This is a genomic window from Bacillus sp. B25(2016b) (assembly GCF_001679765.1).
Lineage (GTDB): Bacteria > Bacillota > Bacilli > Bacillales > Bacillaceae_G > Bacillus_A > Bacillus_A thuringiensis_K.
The window spans coordinates 123,817-140,006 of the sequence record NZ_CP016285.1 but is presented as its reverse complement, the minus strand read 5'-3'; the positions used below and the strand labels follow the sequence as shown (position 1 = coordinate 140,006).

Here is a 16,190-nt window from a genome sequence, read left to right as displayed (position 1 = left end):
GGTGAGATACCTTCTTTTTATCTTTTAAATCCACCTTCTGAATGAATAACTTGCCCAGTAATCCACTCAGCTTCTTCACTTACTAAAAATTTAATGAGTCTAGCTGCATCCCTTGGCTCACCAATTCTGCCAAAAGGAAACATCGGCTTTAACCCTTGTTTTATCTCTTCAGTCATCCATCCTGTATCGGTTGGTCCTGGATTAATTGCATTCACTGTTATTCCTAAATGAGCTACCTCTGCTGACAACGTACTAGTAAGAGCATCAATAGCTCCCTTCGTTGTCGCATAAGCTAGTTCTCCTGCCATAGGACCTTGAAATTGCCCCGAAGTCATATTCACAATTCTACCACCAGATTTCTTATCAAATCCCCGGGAAAATTGACTACTGAGCAATGTAGTCGCACGAATATTCACCATATAATGCCTATCCAATTCTTCAGCAGTCAAATTAAAGAAATCATTATTCGTAGAATACGCTGCATTATTAATTAATATATGAGGGTATCCAATTTGTTCAGTAACTCTATTTATAAGCTCTCTCGGTGCATCATTCTGAGTTAAATCTAACTCCATACTCGATACTCTAACACCTTTTTGTAATAGCTCTTCTTTTAATTGTATTTGTTCATTTTCATCAATGCCCCAAGGCATCTCTTTATCGTAAGCTGTCCAATACGTAAAAAATATATCGTATCCTGATTCAGCTAATTCTTTACAAATCGCTGCGCCTATACCATCTAGACGACTTACCCCTGTAATAACTGCTACCTTATTTTTTAATTGGTTTATCATATACTCCTCCAAATTTAAAGGACGCATATTTTATATAAGAGATATAAACTTTCCCACAAAAAAGACAGATACATAAAATAGGTATCTATCCTTACAAAAGGGATATACAAGCCAAATATGCATTCCTTGAATGATTTACAGATAACTAAATAAACCCTCGCTTATGAGGGAAAAATTCATCTATCTAGTAGTTTCTAATCATTACAAGTTCATCCACATATTGAGTCGTTGTCTCCTCTCCATATATCTCTATTCTTAGTTTACCAAAACAGATAAAATGTTACAAAAAATAAAACAATTACTCACAGCCTATCCTTGTTCACATTATATCCATTGTGAATTTTTTCACAATGGATATATAATAAACTTGTAAATACAATATTGGAGGGATTTCAATGGTTATCAATTTTTTAAGAACTGATAAACGTGCTACTTTCATATTATTACTTTTACGGCTTTACATAGGATATACATGGCTCGCTGCTGGGATAGGCAAAGTCTTCGGACAATCTTTTGACGCAAGTGGCTTTCTAAAGGGTGCTATTGCTCAAGCATCTGGTGACCACCCTGCAGTACAAAGTTGGTGGGCAGATTTTCTTCAACATTTTGTCCTTCCAAACGCAGACCTATTTAGCTTTTTAGTTCAATGGGGAGAAATTTTAGTAGGTCTAGGTTTAATTTTAGGCGGACTAACAAAAACAGCTGCATTTTTCGGAATCATAATGAATCTTTCATTTTTATTAAGTGGAACTGTTAGTGTAAACCCAAACCTGCTTATTTTGACTATGTTCATTTTAGTTGCAGGGCAGAACGCTGGACGTATTGGATTAGATGGCTCTGTTTTCCCTAAACTTTTCCGTAAAAACAACCACGGAACATATAAATTAAGTAAAACTGCGTAGTAACAGTTTACTTTTAAAATATAAATAAGAAAAAGAGCCTGAATATAGGCTCTTTTTCTTATTTATCCTAATTTAAACTTTTAACGAGCCACGAAAACCTCTGGCAGCATAGTAAGAGTCTGCTCCATTGTGGTACACGAAAACATGTCCAAAACGATAATCACAAAATAGAGCACCACCGAGTTCTCTAATATCTGAAGGTGTTTGTACCCAACTTGATGATTTCATGTCAAAATCGCCAAGTTGTTGCAATTCCCGATATTGTTCTTCCGTTAATAGTTCAATGCCCATAGCATTGGCAACATCAATAACGTTATTTTCTGGTTTATGTTTTTTTCTTGATTCTAACGCTTCAAGATCATAACAAAGACTTCTGCGACCTTTAGGACTCTCCTTTGAACAATCATAGAAAGTATATTCGTCCTTTTCTTCATCATAACCGACAACATCCGGCTCACCGCCAGTTACTTCCATTTCGTTAAGTGACCATAATTTTTCAGCATTACCTTCTATCTTCGCTTCAACTTTAGCCCATTCAAGACCTTCATGGCGGTTCATGTTTTTCTCAAAACGAACTTGCAATACTTTCAATAACTCTTCACGTTTTTCTACTAGTAAGTCATTTTTATTCCCTGTCATATTAGTCCTCCCTAATGTATGTACTGATAGTAGTTTAAGTATATATTTTATAATAAATCATCTCAATATGAAGACCGTTTCAACCTTATGTCTTGTACAAACACCCATTACAAAGTCCTAAAACCCTCCATACTCTCTCCAAGAATATAGTGTGAAAACCACATCAAGTTCTGCTTCATAATAGCTACATGAACTCCTGGTTGGTCAGAACTATATGCCATTCCTTTAAATATAATTAATTCTGTATCAACTTCCATATCCATTAATCCTTGATATAGATCATATGCATTTGTAATTGGAATTCTTGCATCCTTTTCCCCATGTTGAATTAAGGTAGGCGTACAAGCTGATTTAATATACGTCATAGGTGATGTCTTCGTATATATCTCTGGATCATTCCATGGAGTATTTCCTAAATACATTCTAATAAAGTAAGGTATATCTGTATTTACATAATGGGTACTCCAGTTAGTGATTCCACCGCCAACTGAAATAGCTTTAAATCGACTACTAAATGTAGAACAGAAAGCTGATACATATCCACCGTTGCTCCATCCCATAACTCCTACCCTATCCTTGTCTACCATCCCTTTTTCTACTAGTTCATCCACTCCAGATATAACATCATCGTAGTCAGCAATCCCCTGTTTTCTATAGTTAGCTTTTAAAAATTCATTACCATAACCTGAACTTCCTCTGTAATTTGGTTCTAAAACGATAAAGCCTTTTTCAATAAACTGTTCAATCGGATATTTCTCATTGAAGCAGTCTGAAAATATCGGAAAAGATGCCCAAGCCGGACCGCCGTGAATTACTACTAATAAAGGATATTTTTTATTAGTGTCAAACTCTACTGGCGTTGATAAAACACCTTCTATTTCAAGATCATCGCTACTTTTCCATGAGATGATTTCCCTGTTACTTCTAAGTTTCCCTTTGAAAAAGCTATTTTCATTCGTTATTTTTTTATCGTCTAAATAGATTTCAAAGGTTTCATTTGTTATTGCCTTATTGTAGGATATATGTTTGCCATCCTTTGTTATAGAAGCATCCATTATAAAGCCATCTACTTTTTCGCTTAATATTTCCACAGTGCCATCTTCGGCTAGCAATCCAATAAGATAATTCGTTTTATTCTGCCACCTAATTAAAACCCCTTTAGCTGTCCACTGTAATGGCATAACCGTACTATCAAAATCTGTTAAAAGTTGAATTAGCTCTCCGGTATTTATATCATATATCTCTAACGTACTATCTTGTATATGGTTTCTATAGTAATCCTTCTCTCTTATGCTTGCTGTGTAACATATTTTACTGCCGTCAGGAGAAAAGCAAACACTCCCTCCCAACAACTTATTCACATTCAGCTTTTGTAGCTCTCCAGCTTTAATATGGAGTATGTATAGATCTCCATTTATATAATCTTCCATATTTGAGCTTGGTGTCGCCATAAATACAACCTTTTTACCATCATTTGAAATATCAAATTCATGGATATGAAAATCCTTACCATCCGTTAATTGATAAACAACTCTGTTCTCGTGTTCATCTGTATCACTTTGTATCACCTTTTCTATTTCAATGTAATATAAACAATTATTCTGGTGTTCCTTACCTATATGTTGAAAATCTCCATATAGGTCCTTACGTTTCTTTATCTCCTCACATTCTTTTGACTGCGTAACATAATAAAGACCCTTGCCAGTAGGACCCCATTTGAATGTACTGACTCCTTCTTTCTCATCAGTAATTTGAACCTCTCTATAACCATCTAGTGACTTAACAAATATCTGATTTTTCCCATCACCAACTGGACTAAGATATGCGATACACCTAGCATCTGGAGACCATAATGGGTGTGTACTATCTATATCCCCATTTGATAATGGGTAACTCTGCTTCTTATCTTTTTCATATATCCATACATGATTCCTATATGTATTTTCTTTCCAATCAGCCGTCTTCTTAACAAATGCTACGTTTTTACCATCATCACTTATGTTTGTACTTGATAAGGTTGGTAATGAAATAATCTCTTCTATACTTAAATATGTTTTTTCATTCACTTTAATCAATATACCCCCTTGAAATGTCCATAAATCTCTCGTCTCTTTTTGTCGTAATAAAGGAAATTGTTCACGAATACTTAAAATGATAATGGAAAATTCAGATAAATAAAAGTGAATTCGATAAAGTAAAACTTTAATCTATAGGGTTCTATCCGCTTACCAATTCTAGATGTTCTTTTTCGACACAAAAACACCCCTTTTAGATACAAATTTGTAAGTTTATTTTAAAGCTATAACTATATGTTGGTTTGGAATAAAATTTGATAAAAATGAAGTCACAAATCTTTATTTAACAACAAAAAAATCCATTTTAAAAAAACGATTGATCAAAATAGAATTACTCTTTTTAACTAAGTATGAGATTTTTATAAAAAAATTTTAATCAAAACTCACTTAGAATCTTTACTTGAAGGAATAAAGCTTCGCATCTTTTTTATGAACATCGTTAAACTAAGATAAACTTTGACTGCATCTGTAATTAATTGTAAAATATTACACATAGAAAGGTATTATAAAATAAATATAGAAGGGGTATGTTTTTTAGTTTTAAAGGGGCTAAAGCACATCTATTTTATGTTTTTAGAGGGAGAATTGAAAAATCATATGAAGAATTTCAAAAAGAGTACAGGTAAAATTTTACTAGCATCCGGATTAGTAATTTCTATGTCAGCTTGTAGTGTAACTAGTTTATTTGAAGAAAAAGAAAAAACAAATGCTGAATCTGGTAAACAAGAAAGTAAAGAAACTACGACAGAAGGAACAAGTTCAACTAAGTCAGAAAGTAAATCATCTGAAACAAAGGAAAAATCAACTAACTCGAAAGAAGAAAGTAAAGATGTTAAGATGATTATGGTTTTACCTGAGGATTACCCACAACTTATGGTAGACATTGAAGAAGACTTATTAAGACGTCTAGATTACTATGATGCTTCTGTAAGGGATAATAAAAAGGGAAGTAAGTCAAATGAAGAGGTACGAGATAGTATTAAAGACTTAGATAAAGTATTTAATAAAATAGAGCGTATAGATGCACCAGGAAAATACAAGGAAGACCATAAGGAAATTGTAAAAGCTGTTCAAAAGTTAAAAGAGTCTTTCAAAGAAGTATCGAAGTTATTTGATTACTCTAAAACACTTAAAGATACGGATGATGCAATCATAGATAAAGCAAACAATAAATTAGATGAAGCAAAACGCATTTGGAAACCTGTATTTGATAAGTTAAAAGCGGAAGCTAAGGGTGGTTCAATAACTACTTCTACAACAAGTGGTACTAGTTCTTCTAACTCACCGAGTTTATCTAGTGGTAATACAGTTAAAACATACAGTACCCAAGATAAAACTGGTATATTCAAAGGAAAAATTGATACACCAGACGAGGATTCCGCTAAGTTTAAGAATGTACAGAACAACTATAAAGACGGTACAGAGCTTGTAGGTAATTGGGGTATTGATTACGGAGACGGAGTCAAAACTACGTTAGTCCTAAAAGCAGATAAGACATTTGAAACATATGCAAATGGTTCTTATCCAAATAAAGATAATTACTTAACAGGAACATACCAAGCAGACGTTTCTTCCCATCAGTTAACGCTAATGGTGGAAAAAGGAACTCAAAATGGTCAAGAAGTGAAATTGGAAAGACCTATTTATTCATCATATGAGGTTAAAAATTTAGATGGTAAAGCATTACAGATTTTCCACATAGACGAACAAGTAACAATTTGTTATGTAAAACAATAAATAACTAAAAAAAACTCTGTAAAATGATTTTTACAGAGTTTTTTTCTTAGTTTTAATTTATTATAAACGATCAGACTTTTTTATAAACTATCAAAATTTATTTCAAACGCATACTATATTTATTAACCTACCAACGTCCTACTCAACAGTAACAGACTTAGCTAAGTTACGTGGCTTATCAACGTCACACTCGCGGTGAAGTGCTGCGTAGTATGAGATAAGTTGTAATGGAATAACTGCTACTAGCGGTGCTAGTGCTTCGTGTACAGCTGGTAATACGAAGCTGTCACCTTCCATTTCTAAGCCTTTCATTGAGATGATACATGGGTTAGCTCCGCGTGCTACTACTTCTTTCACGTTACCACGAATTCCAAGGTTTACGTGCTCTTGTGTAGCAAGTGCAATAACTGGTGTACCATTTTCAATTAAAGCGATTGTACCGTGTTTTAACTCTCCTCCAGCGAATCCTTCTGCTTGGATGTAAGAGATTTCTTTTAGTTTTAACGCGCCTTCTAATCCTACGTAGAAGTCTACGCTACGTCCGATGAAGAAACAGTTACGCGTTGTTGCTAAAAATTGTTTTGCTAATGCGTCCATTTCTTCTTTTTGATCACAAAGTTCTATCATTGCATTTGCTACAAGTCCTAGTTCGTGTGTTAAATCGAAATCAAGAACTTCACCTTTTGCTTTAGCAATATCAGCTGCTAAAATTGAAAGTACTGCAAGCTGTGCTGTGTAAGCTTTCGTTGATGCAACTGCAATTTCTGGTCCAGCGTATAACGGAAGTGTATAATCAGCTTCACGAGAAAGTGTAGAACCAGGCACGTTTGTAATTGTTAAGGCTTTATGGCCCATTTCATTTGTTTGCACAAGTACTGCACGGCTATCAGCTGTTTCACCACTTTGTGAAATGTAAATGAAGAATGGTCTTTCTGTTAATAATGGCATGTTATAAGAGAATTCACTTGCCACGTGTACTTCAACTGGCATTTTTGCAAACTTCTCGATAAATTGTTTTCCAACAAGACCTGCATGATAACTCGTTCCACATGCAATGATGTAAATACGATCGCTATCTAAAATCGCATTGCGGATGTCTTGATTTAATTCAATTTCGCCATTTTCATCTTGATACTTTTGAATTATATTACGGATTACAAGTGGTTGCTCATCGATTTCTTTAAGCATGAAATGAGGATATGTTCCCTTTTCAATATCACTTGCGTCTAATTCCGCTGTAAACGGTGCACGTTCAATCGTTTCACCTTGTAAGTTTTTAATTGTAATACTTTCTTTCGTTACAATTACGATTTCTTTATCCATTAACTCAATAAATTGATCTGTAACTTGTAACATCGCCATAGCGTCGCTTGCCACAACATTAAAGTTGTCACCAACACCTACTAATAGCGGGCTTTTGTTTTTAGCAACATAAATCATGTTTGGATTTTCAGCATCAAGTAATCCGATTGCATAAGAGCCATGTAAAAGAGATAGTGTATTACGGAACGCTTCTTCTACACTTAATCCTGTGCTCACTTGTTGTTCCATAAGCTGTACGATAACCTCTGTATCTGTTTCACTTACGAACGTTACATCTTGTAAATATTCCTTTTTCACTAATTCATAGTTTTCAATTACACCGTTATGAACTAATGTAAAGCGTTTTGATGTACTTTGATGCGGATGCGCGTTTACTTTACTTGGAACACCGTGTGTAGCCCAGCGTGTGTGTCCGATACCTACGCTTGCTGCTACGTTCTCATCTACGATTTCACGAAGTTTTGCGATACGGCCTTTTTCTTTGTATACAACAACACCGTTCTCTGCTTGTACTGCAATACCTGCTGAATCATATCCACGATATTCTAGCTTTTCTAAACCTTTTAATAAAATTTCCTTTGCATCTTGCTCTCCAATAAATCCTACGATTCCACACATGTTTAGTCGCCGTTACAAATGCTTACACTGCTCTGCGAACATGTAACGACATAGTCCGATACCATTTTTATTTATACTAAAAAACGGATTACATATTGCTAGCCCTGTAAGCTTGTAACGGCTTTCACCTTCCTCTCGATTGGGTTTAAGTCCGTATATACTTATACAGCTAGTTTTCATCCGTTCCTCTTCTCTCATCACACTTTCACCTTTGTCCACTAAGTCACCTTAATGATTTAAGTAAAAGCTTGCGGTTGTGATGAACAACCGGGAGTCATCCGCCGAAATCTCGATAAACCCCACCTCGTCAACTACACTATTTGTAGTTCTGGCGCTTTTATAATTTACAATATTTCCTTTGAGAAAAAGAACAAGACCATCTTATAACAAACATGGATAAACCGTCAATGAAATTTTTTTCATTGTCTATAAAACATATGAAAAAGGAACACTTTTTGTGCTCCTTTTTCATATAAATTCAGCTAATTATTCAGCGCCAACTTCAGCTTTCACAACTTCTACAATGCGATGTACATATGCATCACAAACTTCTTGTGTTGGTGCTTCTGCCATTACACGAATAAGTGGCTCTGTTCCAGATGGACGAACAAGAATACGGCCATCACCGTTCATTTCTTCCTCTACAACACGAATAATTTCTTTAATTTTTTCGTTTTCTAATGCTAATTTTTTATCTGTTACACGAACGTTTACTAGCAATTGTGGGAATTTCGTCATTTCTCCTGCAAGCTCAGATAATGGCTTTTTCGTCATTTTCATGATGTTTACAAGTTGAAGTGCACTTAACATTCCATCACCAGTTGTAATGTAATCAAGTAAGATAATATGGCCTGATTGTTCTCCACCTAAGTTGTAACCTCCGCGCTTCATTTCTTCCATTACGTAGCGGTCACCAACTGCTGTTTTATCACTTGTAATATTATTTGCTTCAAGTGCTTTGTAGAAACCTAAGTTACTCATAACAGTTGAAACAACTGTATTATGTTTTAATTGACCAGTTTCTTTCATATACTTCGCACAAATGAACATAATTTGATCACCGTCAACGATGTTTCCTTTTTCGTCTACAGCAATTAAACGGTCGCCATCGCCATCAAAAGCAAGTCCGATATCCGCTCCTTTTTCTTTTACCAATTCAGCTAAGCCTTCTGGATGTGTAGATCCTACACCTTCATTAATATTCATACCATTTGGAGAAGTTCCCATTGTTGAAATATCAGCTTCTAGGTCTGCAAATAAGTATGGAGCTAGAGAAGAAGTTGCACCATGTGCACAATCTAAAGCGATATGTAGGCCGGAGAAATCTTCTTCAACAGTTTGTTTAATGTACTGTAAATATTTTTGTCCACCTTCAAAGTAATCGCTCACTTGTCCAAGATTAGTACCTGTCGGACGTGGTAGTTCATCAACTTCTTTGTCTAATAAAGCTTCAATCTCAGCTTCTTGCTCATCTGTTAATTTAAAGCCGTCTGAACCAAAGAATTTAATACCGTTATCTTGTACTGGATTATGAGATGCAGAAATCATAACACCCGCTTGTGCGTCTAGTGCTTTTGTTAAATAAGCAACGCCCGGTGTAGAAATAACGCCAAGACGCATTACTTCTGCTCCAGTTGATAATAGCCCTGCTACTAAAGCTCCTTCTAACATATGGCCAGATACACGTGTATCACGACCGATGATTACTTTTGGACGATCTGTATCTTTTGTTAATACATAACCACCAAAACGTCCAATTTTGAAAGCTAATTCAGGTGTTAACTCCTTATTTGCAACTCCGCGTACTCCATCTGTACCAAAATATTTACCCATTATGATTCGCTCCTTTTTCTTGCTCTTTTTGATTGTGATTATCTACTGTTGGTTCTTGACTCGTTTCTTTATCTTGATTTTGATTTTGGTTTTGGTTTTGATTCTTTTCCTGTTCTTTTTCTGAATCAGGTTCAGGATTTTTTGGTTTCTCATTTTGATTTTCTTGATCGGTGTTTGAATCCGGTTGTTGACCGTTACCCTGTACTTCTTTATCTGGTTTTTCTTTCTTCACAATAGTAACTTTAGCACTTTTTTGTTTTGGTTCTATTGAAATATTACCAGGACCACTCACTTGAATGGAAATATCTTTCGTTCCTGGAGATACATTTTGCAGATTAATTACCGCTGTTATTTGAGCAGCTGTTATTTTATCTACTATACTTGCTTCTCCTGAAATATCAACACTTATCTTTCCATCTTGCGGCGAAAGTAGCTGAGCAGTAACATCTTTAGAAAGTCCATTTTTCTGGATTGGGATACCATCAATCGTTTTTGTTTTCGTTTGTTTTGTTTTTTGCACTCCCACCGAAACCTTCACTTGATTCGGTTTTGCACTTGTTACACCCTTGGGTAATAAAACAGAGGCATCGAATGTTGTAGACTCTGTCAATTGACTAAGATCTACTTCGACCCCCTCTAGCGATTGTATATTATCCAAAATATCTTTTGGACCTGCTATCGTTACTTCTCTCGGCTCAACACTGATATTTGTAACTGCCAATCCTTCTGCTAAACTCCCCTTCTTCGTATACGTTACAGGAACAGTTTTTTCAGTATTATTGGCTGTAGTTTGCATTGCCACATTCAACGTTACACTAATCTTAGATGGACTTGTTCTTACATTTAAACGTTTTCCTTCTTTATTGTATAATGTAACTTCGGGCGTTTTTGTAACAGTTTTATTAACACCTTTTAAATCAACATACGCTTTGGCAGATGAAATACTTTCAATTTCTTCTTTCGTCCCAACTACCTCAACAGTATCCGGTTTAAGGCTTGATTTTTCTAGTGTAGCCCCCGCTGGCATCTGATCCTCATTTGATAATTTCAGATCTACATGAACATATTTTCTCGCCTTTTCATGCAGAGTAACTTTAATTGTTGATGGCTGAACTGTTCCTTTCACATCATCTGGAAGCCCGTTCGTTTTTAAAGAAATCTCATAAGTTCCTTTTGGACTATCTCGCAAATCAATCGGTATATCAAATTGTTTTTTTGCTTTTGCTGTAGCAACTGATGCTTTTGGGCCTTCTAATTTCACCTTAACGCCCTCTGCTGGAATACCACTTACAATATATTTCTCCTCATCATACTTAAGATTAATAGCATAATTAGTTAATGTTTCTTTCGTATCATTTGCAAAAGGTAATATACCTGATGTCGTATTTTTTTCAGTTAACGTCGCTGACATAAAAAGCATACACGCCAATAGTAATGAGATCCCTTTTAAAAACCAATGATTCTCCATTAACTTATCCATGACGCTTTCTCCTCCAATTCCATAAAGACGAAGAAGTCGTTTTTTCGTTTCCACTAAATTCAGCTAATAACATATCCTTCAGCTGTTCTGTCTTCAAATCACGATGCAACTTACCATTTTTCGTTAAAGAAATTTGACCAGTTTCTTCAGACACAACTACTGTAATACTATCAGTAACTTCACTAACTCCCATTGCAGCACGATGTCTAGTTCCTAATTCTTTAGAAATAAACGGACTTTCTGATAATGGAAGATAGCATGCTGCTGCTTTAATTGTACTTCCTTGCATAATTACCGCTCCGTCATGAAGAGGTGTATTTGGAATAAAAATATTAATAAGTAATTCCGATGATACGTTTGCATTCAGCGGAATACCCGTTTCCACATAATCACCCATACCGGTCTCTTTTGACAAAGTAATTAATGCACCAATTCTACGTTTCCCCATATATTCGGTTGCTTTTGCTATCGCTGTTGCAACCATTTCAGGTTCATCATCCTCATGCGTTCCAACACGCGAAAATAAGCTTCCGCGCCCTAGCTGCTCAAGTGCTCTTCTCAATTCTGGCTGAAAGATAATAATAACGGCTAAAAATCCCCACGTTAATACTTGTTCAGTTAGCCAAGATAGCGTACGCAATTCAAGGAAAATACTGATCATCTTAACGACGATAATAACTGTAATCCCTTTTAAAAGTTGAACAGCTTTCGTCCCTCGGATTATAAGAATTAGCTTATATATAATAAACCATACAATGGCAATATCTAATGCCGTACTAAGATATTTCAAAATGGTCGTATCTTCAAAAGGCATGCTATCCCTTCCTCCTACTTACGAGCAATTCTATCCATATATTGAAATATTGTTTTATGCTCTATCTGTATGTATTTCCAACAACTAGTTAATTATACCATACATGAAACAAACGACAATTACAAACAACCCCCTTTAGCTCAAATTGGTAAGATGTCAAACATTTTTATTGTACAGTATAATATAAATCATTATTATACGCCTATTTTCAAATAAAAAAAGCAACTTCTCAGTTGCTTTTCTTACATTTATTTTAGTTTTTCACCGAATAAAGAACCCATTAAAGCAACTGCTGTTGTTGCCGTTCTATTTCTCTCATCTAAAATCGTATTTACCTCAACAAATTCAGCAGATGTGATAATATCAGCTTCTGCTAACATTTCCATCGCCAAATGACTTTCACGATAAGATAGACCGCCAATTACAGGCGTTCCAACACCTGGTGCATCATGAGGATCAAGACCGTCTAAATCTAATGATAAGTGTACACCATCAGTATGAGATAAATATGCGATTGTTTCTTCCATAACAGCCGTCATCCCCATACGATCAATTTCATGCATTGAGAACACTTTAATACCTTCATTGCGAATGAAATCTTTTTCTCCTTCATCCAATGCACGCGCACCGATAATTACGACATTCTCTTTTTTCACCTTTGGATATGCTCCGTATAAATCTACAAGTGAAGAATGTCCATAACCTAAACTTGCTGCAAGTGACATACCATGAATATTTCCAGATGGTGAAGTTTCCTCTGTATTTAAATCACCGTGTGCATCATACCAAATAACGCCTAAGTTTTTATAATGTTTTGCTACACCAGCTAATGTACCGATAGCAATACTATGGTCACCACCTAATACAAGTGGAAAACGACCTTCTTCTATAATATGATCCACCTTACTTGCTAATTCATTACATACAGTTGCAACTTGTGTAAGGTTTCTTAATTTTGTATTTTCATCTATCTCTTTTTCTCTCTCTATACATATATCTCCCATATCTTTAACTTCATATCCAATTTCTTCAATTCTTTCAATTACCCCTGCATAACGGATCGCGCTCGGTCCCATATCAACTCCACGGCGCATCTGTCCTAAATCCATTGGAACTCCAATAACTGAGATTTCTTTTTTCATAGATAGTATCCCCCTTTTATGCCTTCACTAAATATTTTAAATCTTTTATATAGTCTGACTCAACTCGACATTTTTCTGTATGGATATACAATTTATTCACTTATATTTATACTGAAAACCAAATTTTAAAACTATTCTATGTATAAAGTTAACTTAATGAAACAATCGCAATCACTATTATTAAATAATAATAATAAAACACTCCTACATTTAGAAGTGTTTTTCTGATGCTATTTTCCATACTGTTGCAATATTTTTTGTTGTCATTTCAATATTTTCTTCTGCTACTTTATATGCTTCTTCTAGTGTCATCGGTCTCGTTGTAATACTAAATACCGCATCTATTCCTTTCTCGTACACAGCTGAATAATCAGGTGATACAGACCCTCCAATAGCAATTACAGGCACAGAAAAACGTTTTGCACGCCCCGCAACACCCACAGGAGCCTTTCCATATGCAGTTTGTTTATCTATTCTACCTTCACCAGTTATAATGAGATTTGCATCTTCTATATGTTTATCGAAATTTGTATAATCTAATACAATTTCAATGCCTCTCCGCAAGTCTCCCTTTAACACTGAAATAACAGCCGCTCCCATTCCTCCCGCTGCCCCTGCACCAGGTATTTCAGATACATCAAAAGATACATATCGTTTAAGCATATTCGCATAATGTTGTAAATTCTCATCTAGCTCTTTCATCATCTCTACATTTGCACCCTTTTGTCTCCCAAATATGAAAGATGCTCCCTGCATTCCGACTAATGGATTATCCACATCACATGCCGCTTCTATCTTTACCCCCTTTAAGCGGGGGTCCATTCGTGAAAAATCAATAGCAACAATCGAATGTAATGTGCCTCCAGATGGATCTATTACTTCACCCTTGTCATTTATAAATCTTACTCCTAAAGCTGCTAACATACCTGTCCCACCATCATTTGTAGCACTTCCTCCAAGTCCTAAAATTATGTACTCCACTCCTTGATCTAGCGCATGTAATATAAGTTCTCCTGTTCCTTTTGTCGTTGTAATAAGTGGGTTGCGTTTTTCAACTGGAACGTGCTGTAATCCTGATGCTGCTGCCATTTCAATAAACGCTGTCTTTTTATCTTTAGAAATGCCATAAAAAGCTTGTATACCTTCTCTAAGCGGTCCTGTCACACTAATTGATATAATTCTCCCCCCTGTAGCATCAACAAGTGATTCAACCGTCCCTTCTCCTCCATCTCCAATTGGTATTTTCACATACTCTGCATTAGGAAAAATTGCTCTAAAACCTCTTTCAATAGCTCCACATACTTCTATAGCTTTTAGGCTTTCTTTATATGAATCAGATGCAATAACAACTTTCACAATTATCTCCCCATCCCTTATTTTTACGTTTTCTTCATTTTAAACGACAAGTATAAAAGTTGTCTTTTTGAACACAAAAAAAGCTTACATCATATGATGTAAGCTTTTTTATTTAGATGGAGCCTAGCGGGATCGAACCGCTGACCTCCTGCGTGCAAGGCAGGCGCTCTCCCAGCTGAGCTAAGGCCCCTTAATTAAGCGGAAGACGGGATTCGAACCCGCGACCCCAACCTTGGCAAGGTTGTATTCTACCACTGAACTACTTCCGCAAAAATGATGAGCCATGAAGGACTCGAACCTTCGACCCTCTGATTAAAAGTCAGATGCTCTACCAACTGAGCTAATGGCTCGTAAATGGCTGGGCTAGCTGGATTCGAACCAGCGCATGACGGAGTCAAAGTCCGTTGCCTTACCGCTTGGCTATAGCCCATTAATATTTACTAGTATGGTTATCTTTTCAAAAAAATAAACCCTCTCAGGTTATTTTAAAGAAAATGGTGGAGGGGGGCAGATTCGAACTGCCGAACCCGAAGGAGCGGATTTACAGTCCGCCGCGTTTAGCCACTTCGCTACCCCTCCGACATTTTAAATATATATGGTGGAGGATGACGGGATCGAACCGCCGACCCCCTGCTTGTAAGGCAGGTGCTCTCCCAGCTGAGCTAATCCTCCAAAAGTGGTGACCCGTACGGGATTCGAACCCGTGTTACCGCCGTGAAAGGGCGGTGTCTTAACCACTTGACCAACGGGCCAAAAAAGTTTTAAACCTATTCCCAAGCTTCCAACCGGGCTTGAACCGGTGACCTCTTCCTTACCATGGAAGTGCTCTACCAGCTGAGCTATGGAAGCATAATGGCTCCGCAGGTAGGACTCGAACCTACGACCGATCGGTTAACAGCCGATAGCTCTACCACTGAGCTACTGCGGAATAATATTAGCCTGGCAACGTCCTACTCTCACAGGGACAAGGTCCCAACTACCATCGGCGCTAGAGAGCTTAACTTCCGTGTTCGGTATGGGAACGGGTGTGACCTCTCTGCCATCATTACCAGACTTTTATCATTATAAACATTTCTTTCGAAATGTCAAGAAGAAATTTTAATGCATATTCCTTCAAAACTAGATAACATTTGCTACATATTATATGGTTAAGTCCTCGATCTATTAGTATTCGTCAGCTCCACATGTCACCATGCTTCCACCTCGAACCTATCAACCTGATCATCTTTCAGGGATCTTACTAGCTTACGCTATGGGAAATCTCATCTTGAGGGGGGCTTCATGCTTAGATGCTTTCAGCACTTATCCCTTCCGCACATAGCTACCCAGCTATGCCCTTGGCAGAACAACTGGTACACCAGCGGTGCGTCCATCCCGGTCCTCTCGTACTAAGGACAGCTCCTCTCAAATTTCCTACGCCCACGACGGATAGGGACCGAACTGTCTCACGACGTTCTGAACCCAGCTCGCGTACCGC

General features: G+C 36.6%; 12 protein-coding genes, 9 tRNA genes, 1 rRNA gene and 1 other annotated feature. Of the genes, 2 read left to right on the top strand and 20 right to left on the bottom strand.

What is annotated here, in order from left to right; translation table 11 throughout:
- Window positions 1–17 precede the first annotated feature (17 nt).
- Window positions 18–794, bottom strand: a complete 777-nt coding sequence (locus tag BAQ53_RS00845; protein WP_000609969.1) for an SDR family oxidoreductase — start codon at window positions 792–794, stop codon at window positions 18–20.
- Window positions 795–1,189: 395 nt separating this feature from the next.
- Between BAQ53_RS00845 and BAQ53_RS00840 the strand changes: the two genes are divergently transcribed.
- Window positions 1,190–1,696 (top strand): DoxX family membrane protein, encoded by a 507-nt coding sequence (locus BAQ53_RS00840; RefSeq protein WP_000236365.1) that lies wholly within the window; start codon window positions 1,190–1,192, stop codon window positions 1,694–1,696.
- A gap of 72 nt (window positions 1,697–1,768) precedes the next feature.
- Here BAQ53_RS00840 and BAQ53_RS00835 read toward each other — a convergent pair whose 3' ends face one another.
- Both BAQ53_RS00835 and BAQ53_RS00830 read right to left on the bottom strand, forming a co-directional pair.
- Window positions 1,769–2,335 carry a DUF4256 domain-containing protein gene (locus BAQ53_RS00835; protein WP_000147399.1) on the bottom strand — a complete coding sequence of 189 codons (567 nt, stop codon included), beginning with the start codon at window positions 2,333–2,335 and terminating at the stop codon, window positions 1,769–1,771.
- A 107-nt stretch (window positions 2,336–2,442) separates the two neighbouring features.
- Window positions 2,443–4,407: a S9 family peptidase gene (locus tag BAQ53_RS00830; protein ID WP_033672941.1), complete on the bottom strand. Its 1,965-nt coding sequence runs from the start codon at window positions 4,405–4,407 to the stop codon at window positions 2,443–2,445.
- 588 nt (window positions 4,408–4,995) lie between these two features.
- Between BAQ53_RS00830 and BAQ53_RS00825 the strand changes: the two genes are divergently transcribed.
- On the top strand, window positions 4,996–6,147 hold the full coding sequence (locus tag BAQ53_RS00825) for a DUF3994 domain-containing protein (RefSeq protein WP_481747213.1): 1,152 nt from the start codon (window positions 4,996–4,998) through the stop codon (window positions 6,145–6,147).
- Window positions 6,148–6,285: 138 nt separating this feature from the next.
- Here the strand turns inward: BAQ53_RS00825 and glmS are convergent, their stop codons facing one another.
- From glmS to rrf, 17 genes are all read right to left on the bottom strand, one after another.
- On the bottom strand, window positions 6,286–8,088 hold the full coding sequence (gene glmS, locus BAQ53_RS00820) for a glutamine--fructose-6-phosphate transaminase (isomerizing) (protein ID WP_000334163.1): 1,803 nt from the start codon (window positions 8,086–8,088) through the stop codon (window positions 6,286–6,288).
- 12 nt (window positions 8,089–8,100) lie between these two features.
- The gene (locus BAQ53_RS00815) at window positions 8,101–8,286 is read right to left on the bottom strand and encodes a hypothetical protein (protein WP_001206405.1); all 186 of its coding nucleotides are present in this window, start codon (window positions 8,284–8,286) and stop codon (window positions 8,101–8,103) included.
- 288 nt (window positions 8,287–8,574) lie between these two features.
- The gene (glmM, locus tag BAQ53_RS00810; protein WP_000521476.1) at window positions 8,575–9,921 is read right to left on the bottom strand and encodes a phosphoglucosamine mutase; all 1,347 of its coding nucleotides are present in this window, start codon (window positions 9,919–9,921) and stop codon (window positions 8,575–8,577) included.
- Window positions 9,914–11,401, bottom strand: coding sequence for a CdaR family protein (locus tag BAQ53_RS00805; protein ID WP_000359592.1), 1,488 nt, complete (start codon window positions 11,399–11,401; stop codon window positions 9,914–9,916). The genes glmM and BAQ53_RS00805 overlap by 8 nt, the downstream gene beginning before the upstream one ends.
- Window positions 11,394–12,215, bottom strand: coding sequence for a diadenylate cyclase CdaA (gene cdaA / locus BAQ53_RS00800; RefSeq protein WP_001115697.1), 822 nt, complete (start codon window positions 12,213–12,215; stop codon window positions 11,394–11,396). The genes BAQ53_RS00805 and cdaA overlap by 8 nt, the downstream gene beginning before the upstream one ends.
- A 248-nt stretch (window positions 12,216–12,463) precedes the next feature.
- Window positions 12,464–13,357 (bottom strand): arginase, encoded by an 894-nt coding sequence (gene rocF, locus BAQ53_RS00795; RefSeq protein WP_000711575.1) that lies wholly within the window; start codon window positions 13,355–13,357, stop codon window positions 12,464–12,466.
- 210 nt (window positions 13,358–13,567) lie between these two features.
- Window positions 13,568–14,713, bottom strand: coding sequence for a glycerate kinase (locus tag BAQ53_RS00790; RefSeq protein ID WP_000869591.1), 1,146 nt, complete (start codon window positions 14,711–14,713; stop codon window positions 13,568–13,570).
- Between the two features lie 117 nt (window positions 14,714–14,830).
- Window positions 14,831–14,903 (bottom strand) — tRNA-Ala (locus BAQ53_RS00785).
- Between the two features lie 7 nt (window positions 14,904–14,910).
- Window positions 14,911–14,982: transfer RNA gene (locus BAQ53_RS00780), tRNA-Gly, on the bottom strand.
- 8 nt (window positions 14,983–14,990) lie between these two features.
- Window positions 14,991–15,063: transfer RNA gene (locus tag BAQ53_RS00775), tRNA-Lys, on the bottom strand.
- A 5-nt stretch (window positions 15,064–15,068) separates the two neighbouring features.
- Window positions 15,069–15,143, bottom strand: a tRNA-Gln gene (locus BAQ53_RS00770).
- A 65-nt stretch (window positions 15,144–15,208) separates the two neighbouring features.
- Window positions 15,209–15,292 (bottom strand) — tRNA-Tyr (locus tag BAQ53_RS00765).
- A gap of 17 nt (window positions 15,293–15,309) precedes the next feature.
- Window positions 15,310–15,385: transfer RNA gene (locus BAQ53_RS00760), tRNA-Val, on the bottom strand.
- Window positions 15,386–15,390: 5 nt separating this feature from the next.
- Window positions 15,391–15,465, bottom strand: a tRNA-Glu gene (locus BAQ53_RS00755).
- Window positions 15,466–15,489: 24 nt separating this feature from the next.
- A tRNA-Thr gene (locus tag BAQ53_RS00750) sits at window positions 15,490–15,562 on the bottom strand.
- Window positions 15,563–15,566: 4 nt separating this feature from the next.
- A tRNA-Asn gene (locus BAQ53_RS00745) sits at window positions 15,567–15,641 on the bottom strand.
- A 9-nt stretch (window positions 15,642–15,650) separates the two neighbouring features.
- Window positions 15,651–15,766: ribosomal RNA gene (gene rrf, locus BAQ53_RS00740) — 5S ribosomal RNA — on the bottom strand.
- Window positions 15,767–15,869: 103 nt separating this feature from the next.
- Window positions 15,870–16,131, bottom strand: a sequence feature (23S ribosomal RNA rRNA prediction is too short).
- Window positions 16,132–16,190: the final 59 nt, after the last annotated feature.

Coding starts and splice junctions, on each gene's coding strand:
- glmS (WP_000334163.1), bottom strand. CDS start 8,088: ATGTGTGGAATCGTAGGATTTATTGGAGAGCAAGATGCAAAGGAAATT.
- BAQ53_RS00805 (WP_000359592.1), bottom strand. CDS start 11,401: ATGGATAAGTTAATGGAGAATCATTGGTTTTTAAAAGGGATCTCATTA.
- glmM (WP_000521476.1), bottom strand. CDS start 9,921: ATGGGTAAATATTTTGGTACAGATGGAGTACGCGGAGTTGCAAATAAG.
- BAQ53_RS00835 (WP_000147399.1), bottom strand. CDS start 2,335: ATGACAGGGAATAAAAATGACTTACTAGTAGAAAAACGTGAAGAGTTA.
- rocF (WP_000711575.1), bottom strand. CDS start 13,357: ATGAAAAAAGAAATCTCAGTTATTGGAGTTCCAATGGATTTAGGACAG.
- BAQ53_RS00845 (WP_000609969.1), bottom strand. CDS start 794: ATGATAAACCAATTAAAAAATAAGGTAGCAGTTATTACAGGGGTAAGT.
- cdaA (WP_001115697.1), bottom strand. CDS start 12,215: ATGCCTTTTGAAGATACGACCATTTTGAAATATCTTAGTACGGCATTA.
- BAQ53_RS00840 (WP_000236365.1), top strand. CDS start 1,190: ATGGTTATCAATTTTTTAAGAACTGATAAACGTGCTACTTTCATATTA.
- BAQ53_RS00815 (WP_001206405.1), bottom strand. CDS start 8,286: ATGAGAGAAGAGGAACGGATGAAAACTAGCTGTATAAGTATATACGGA.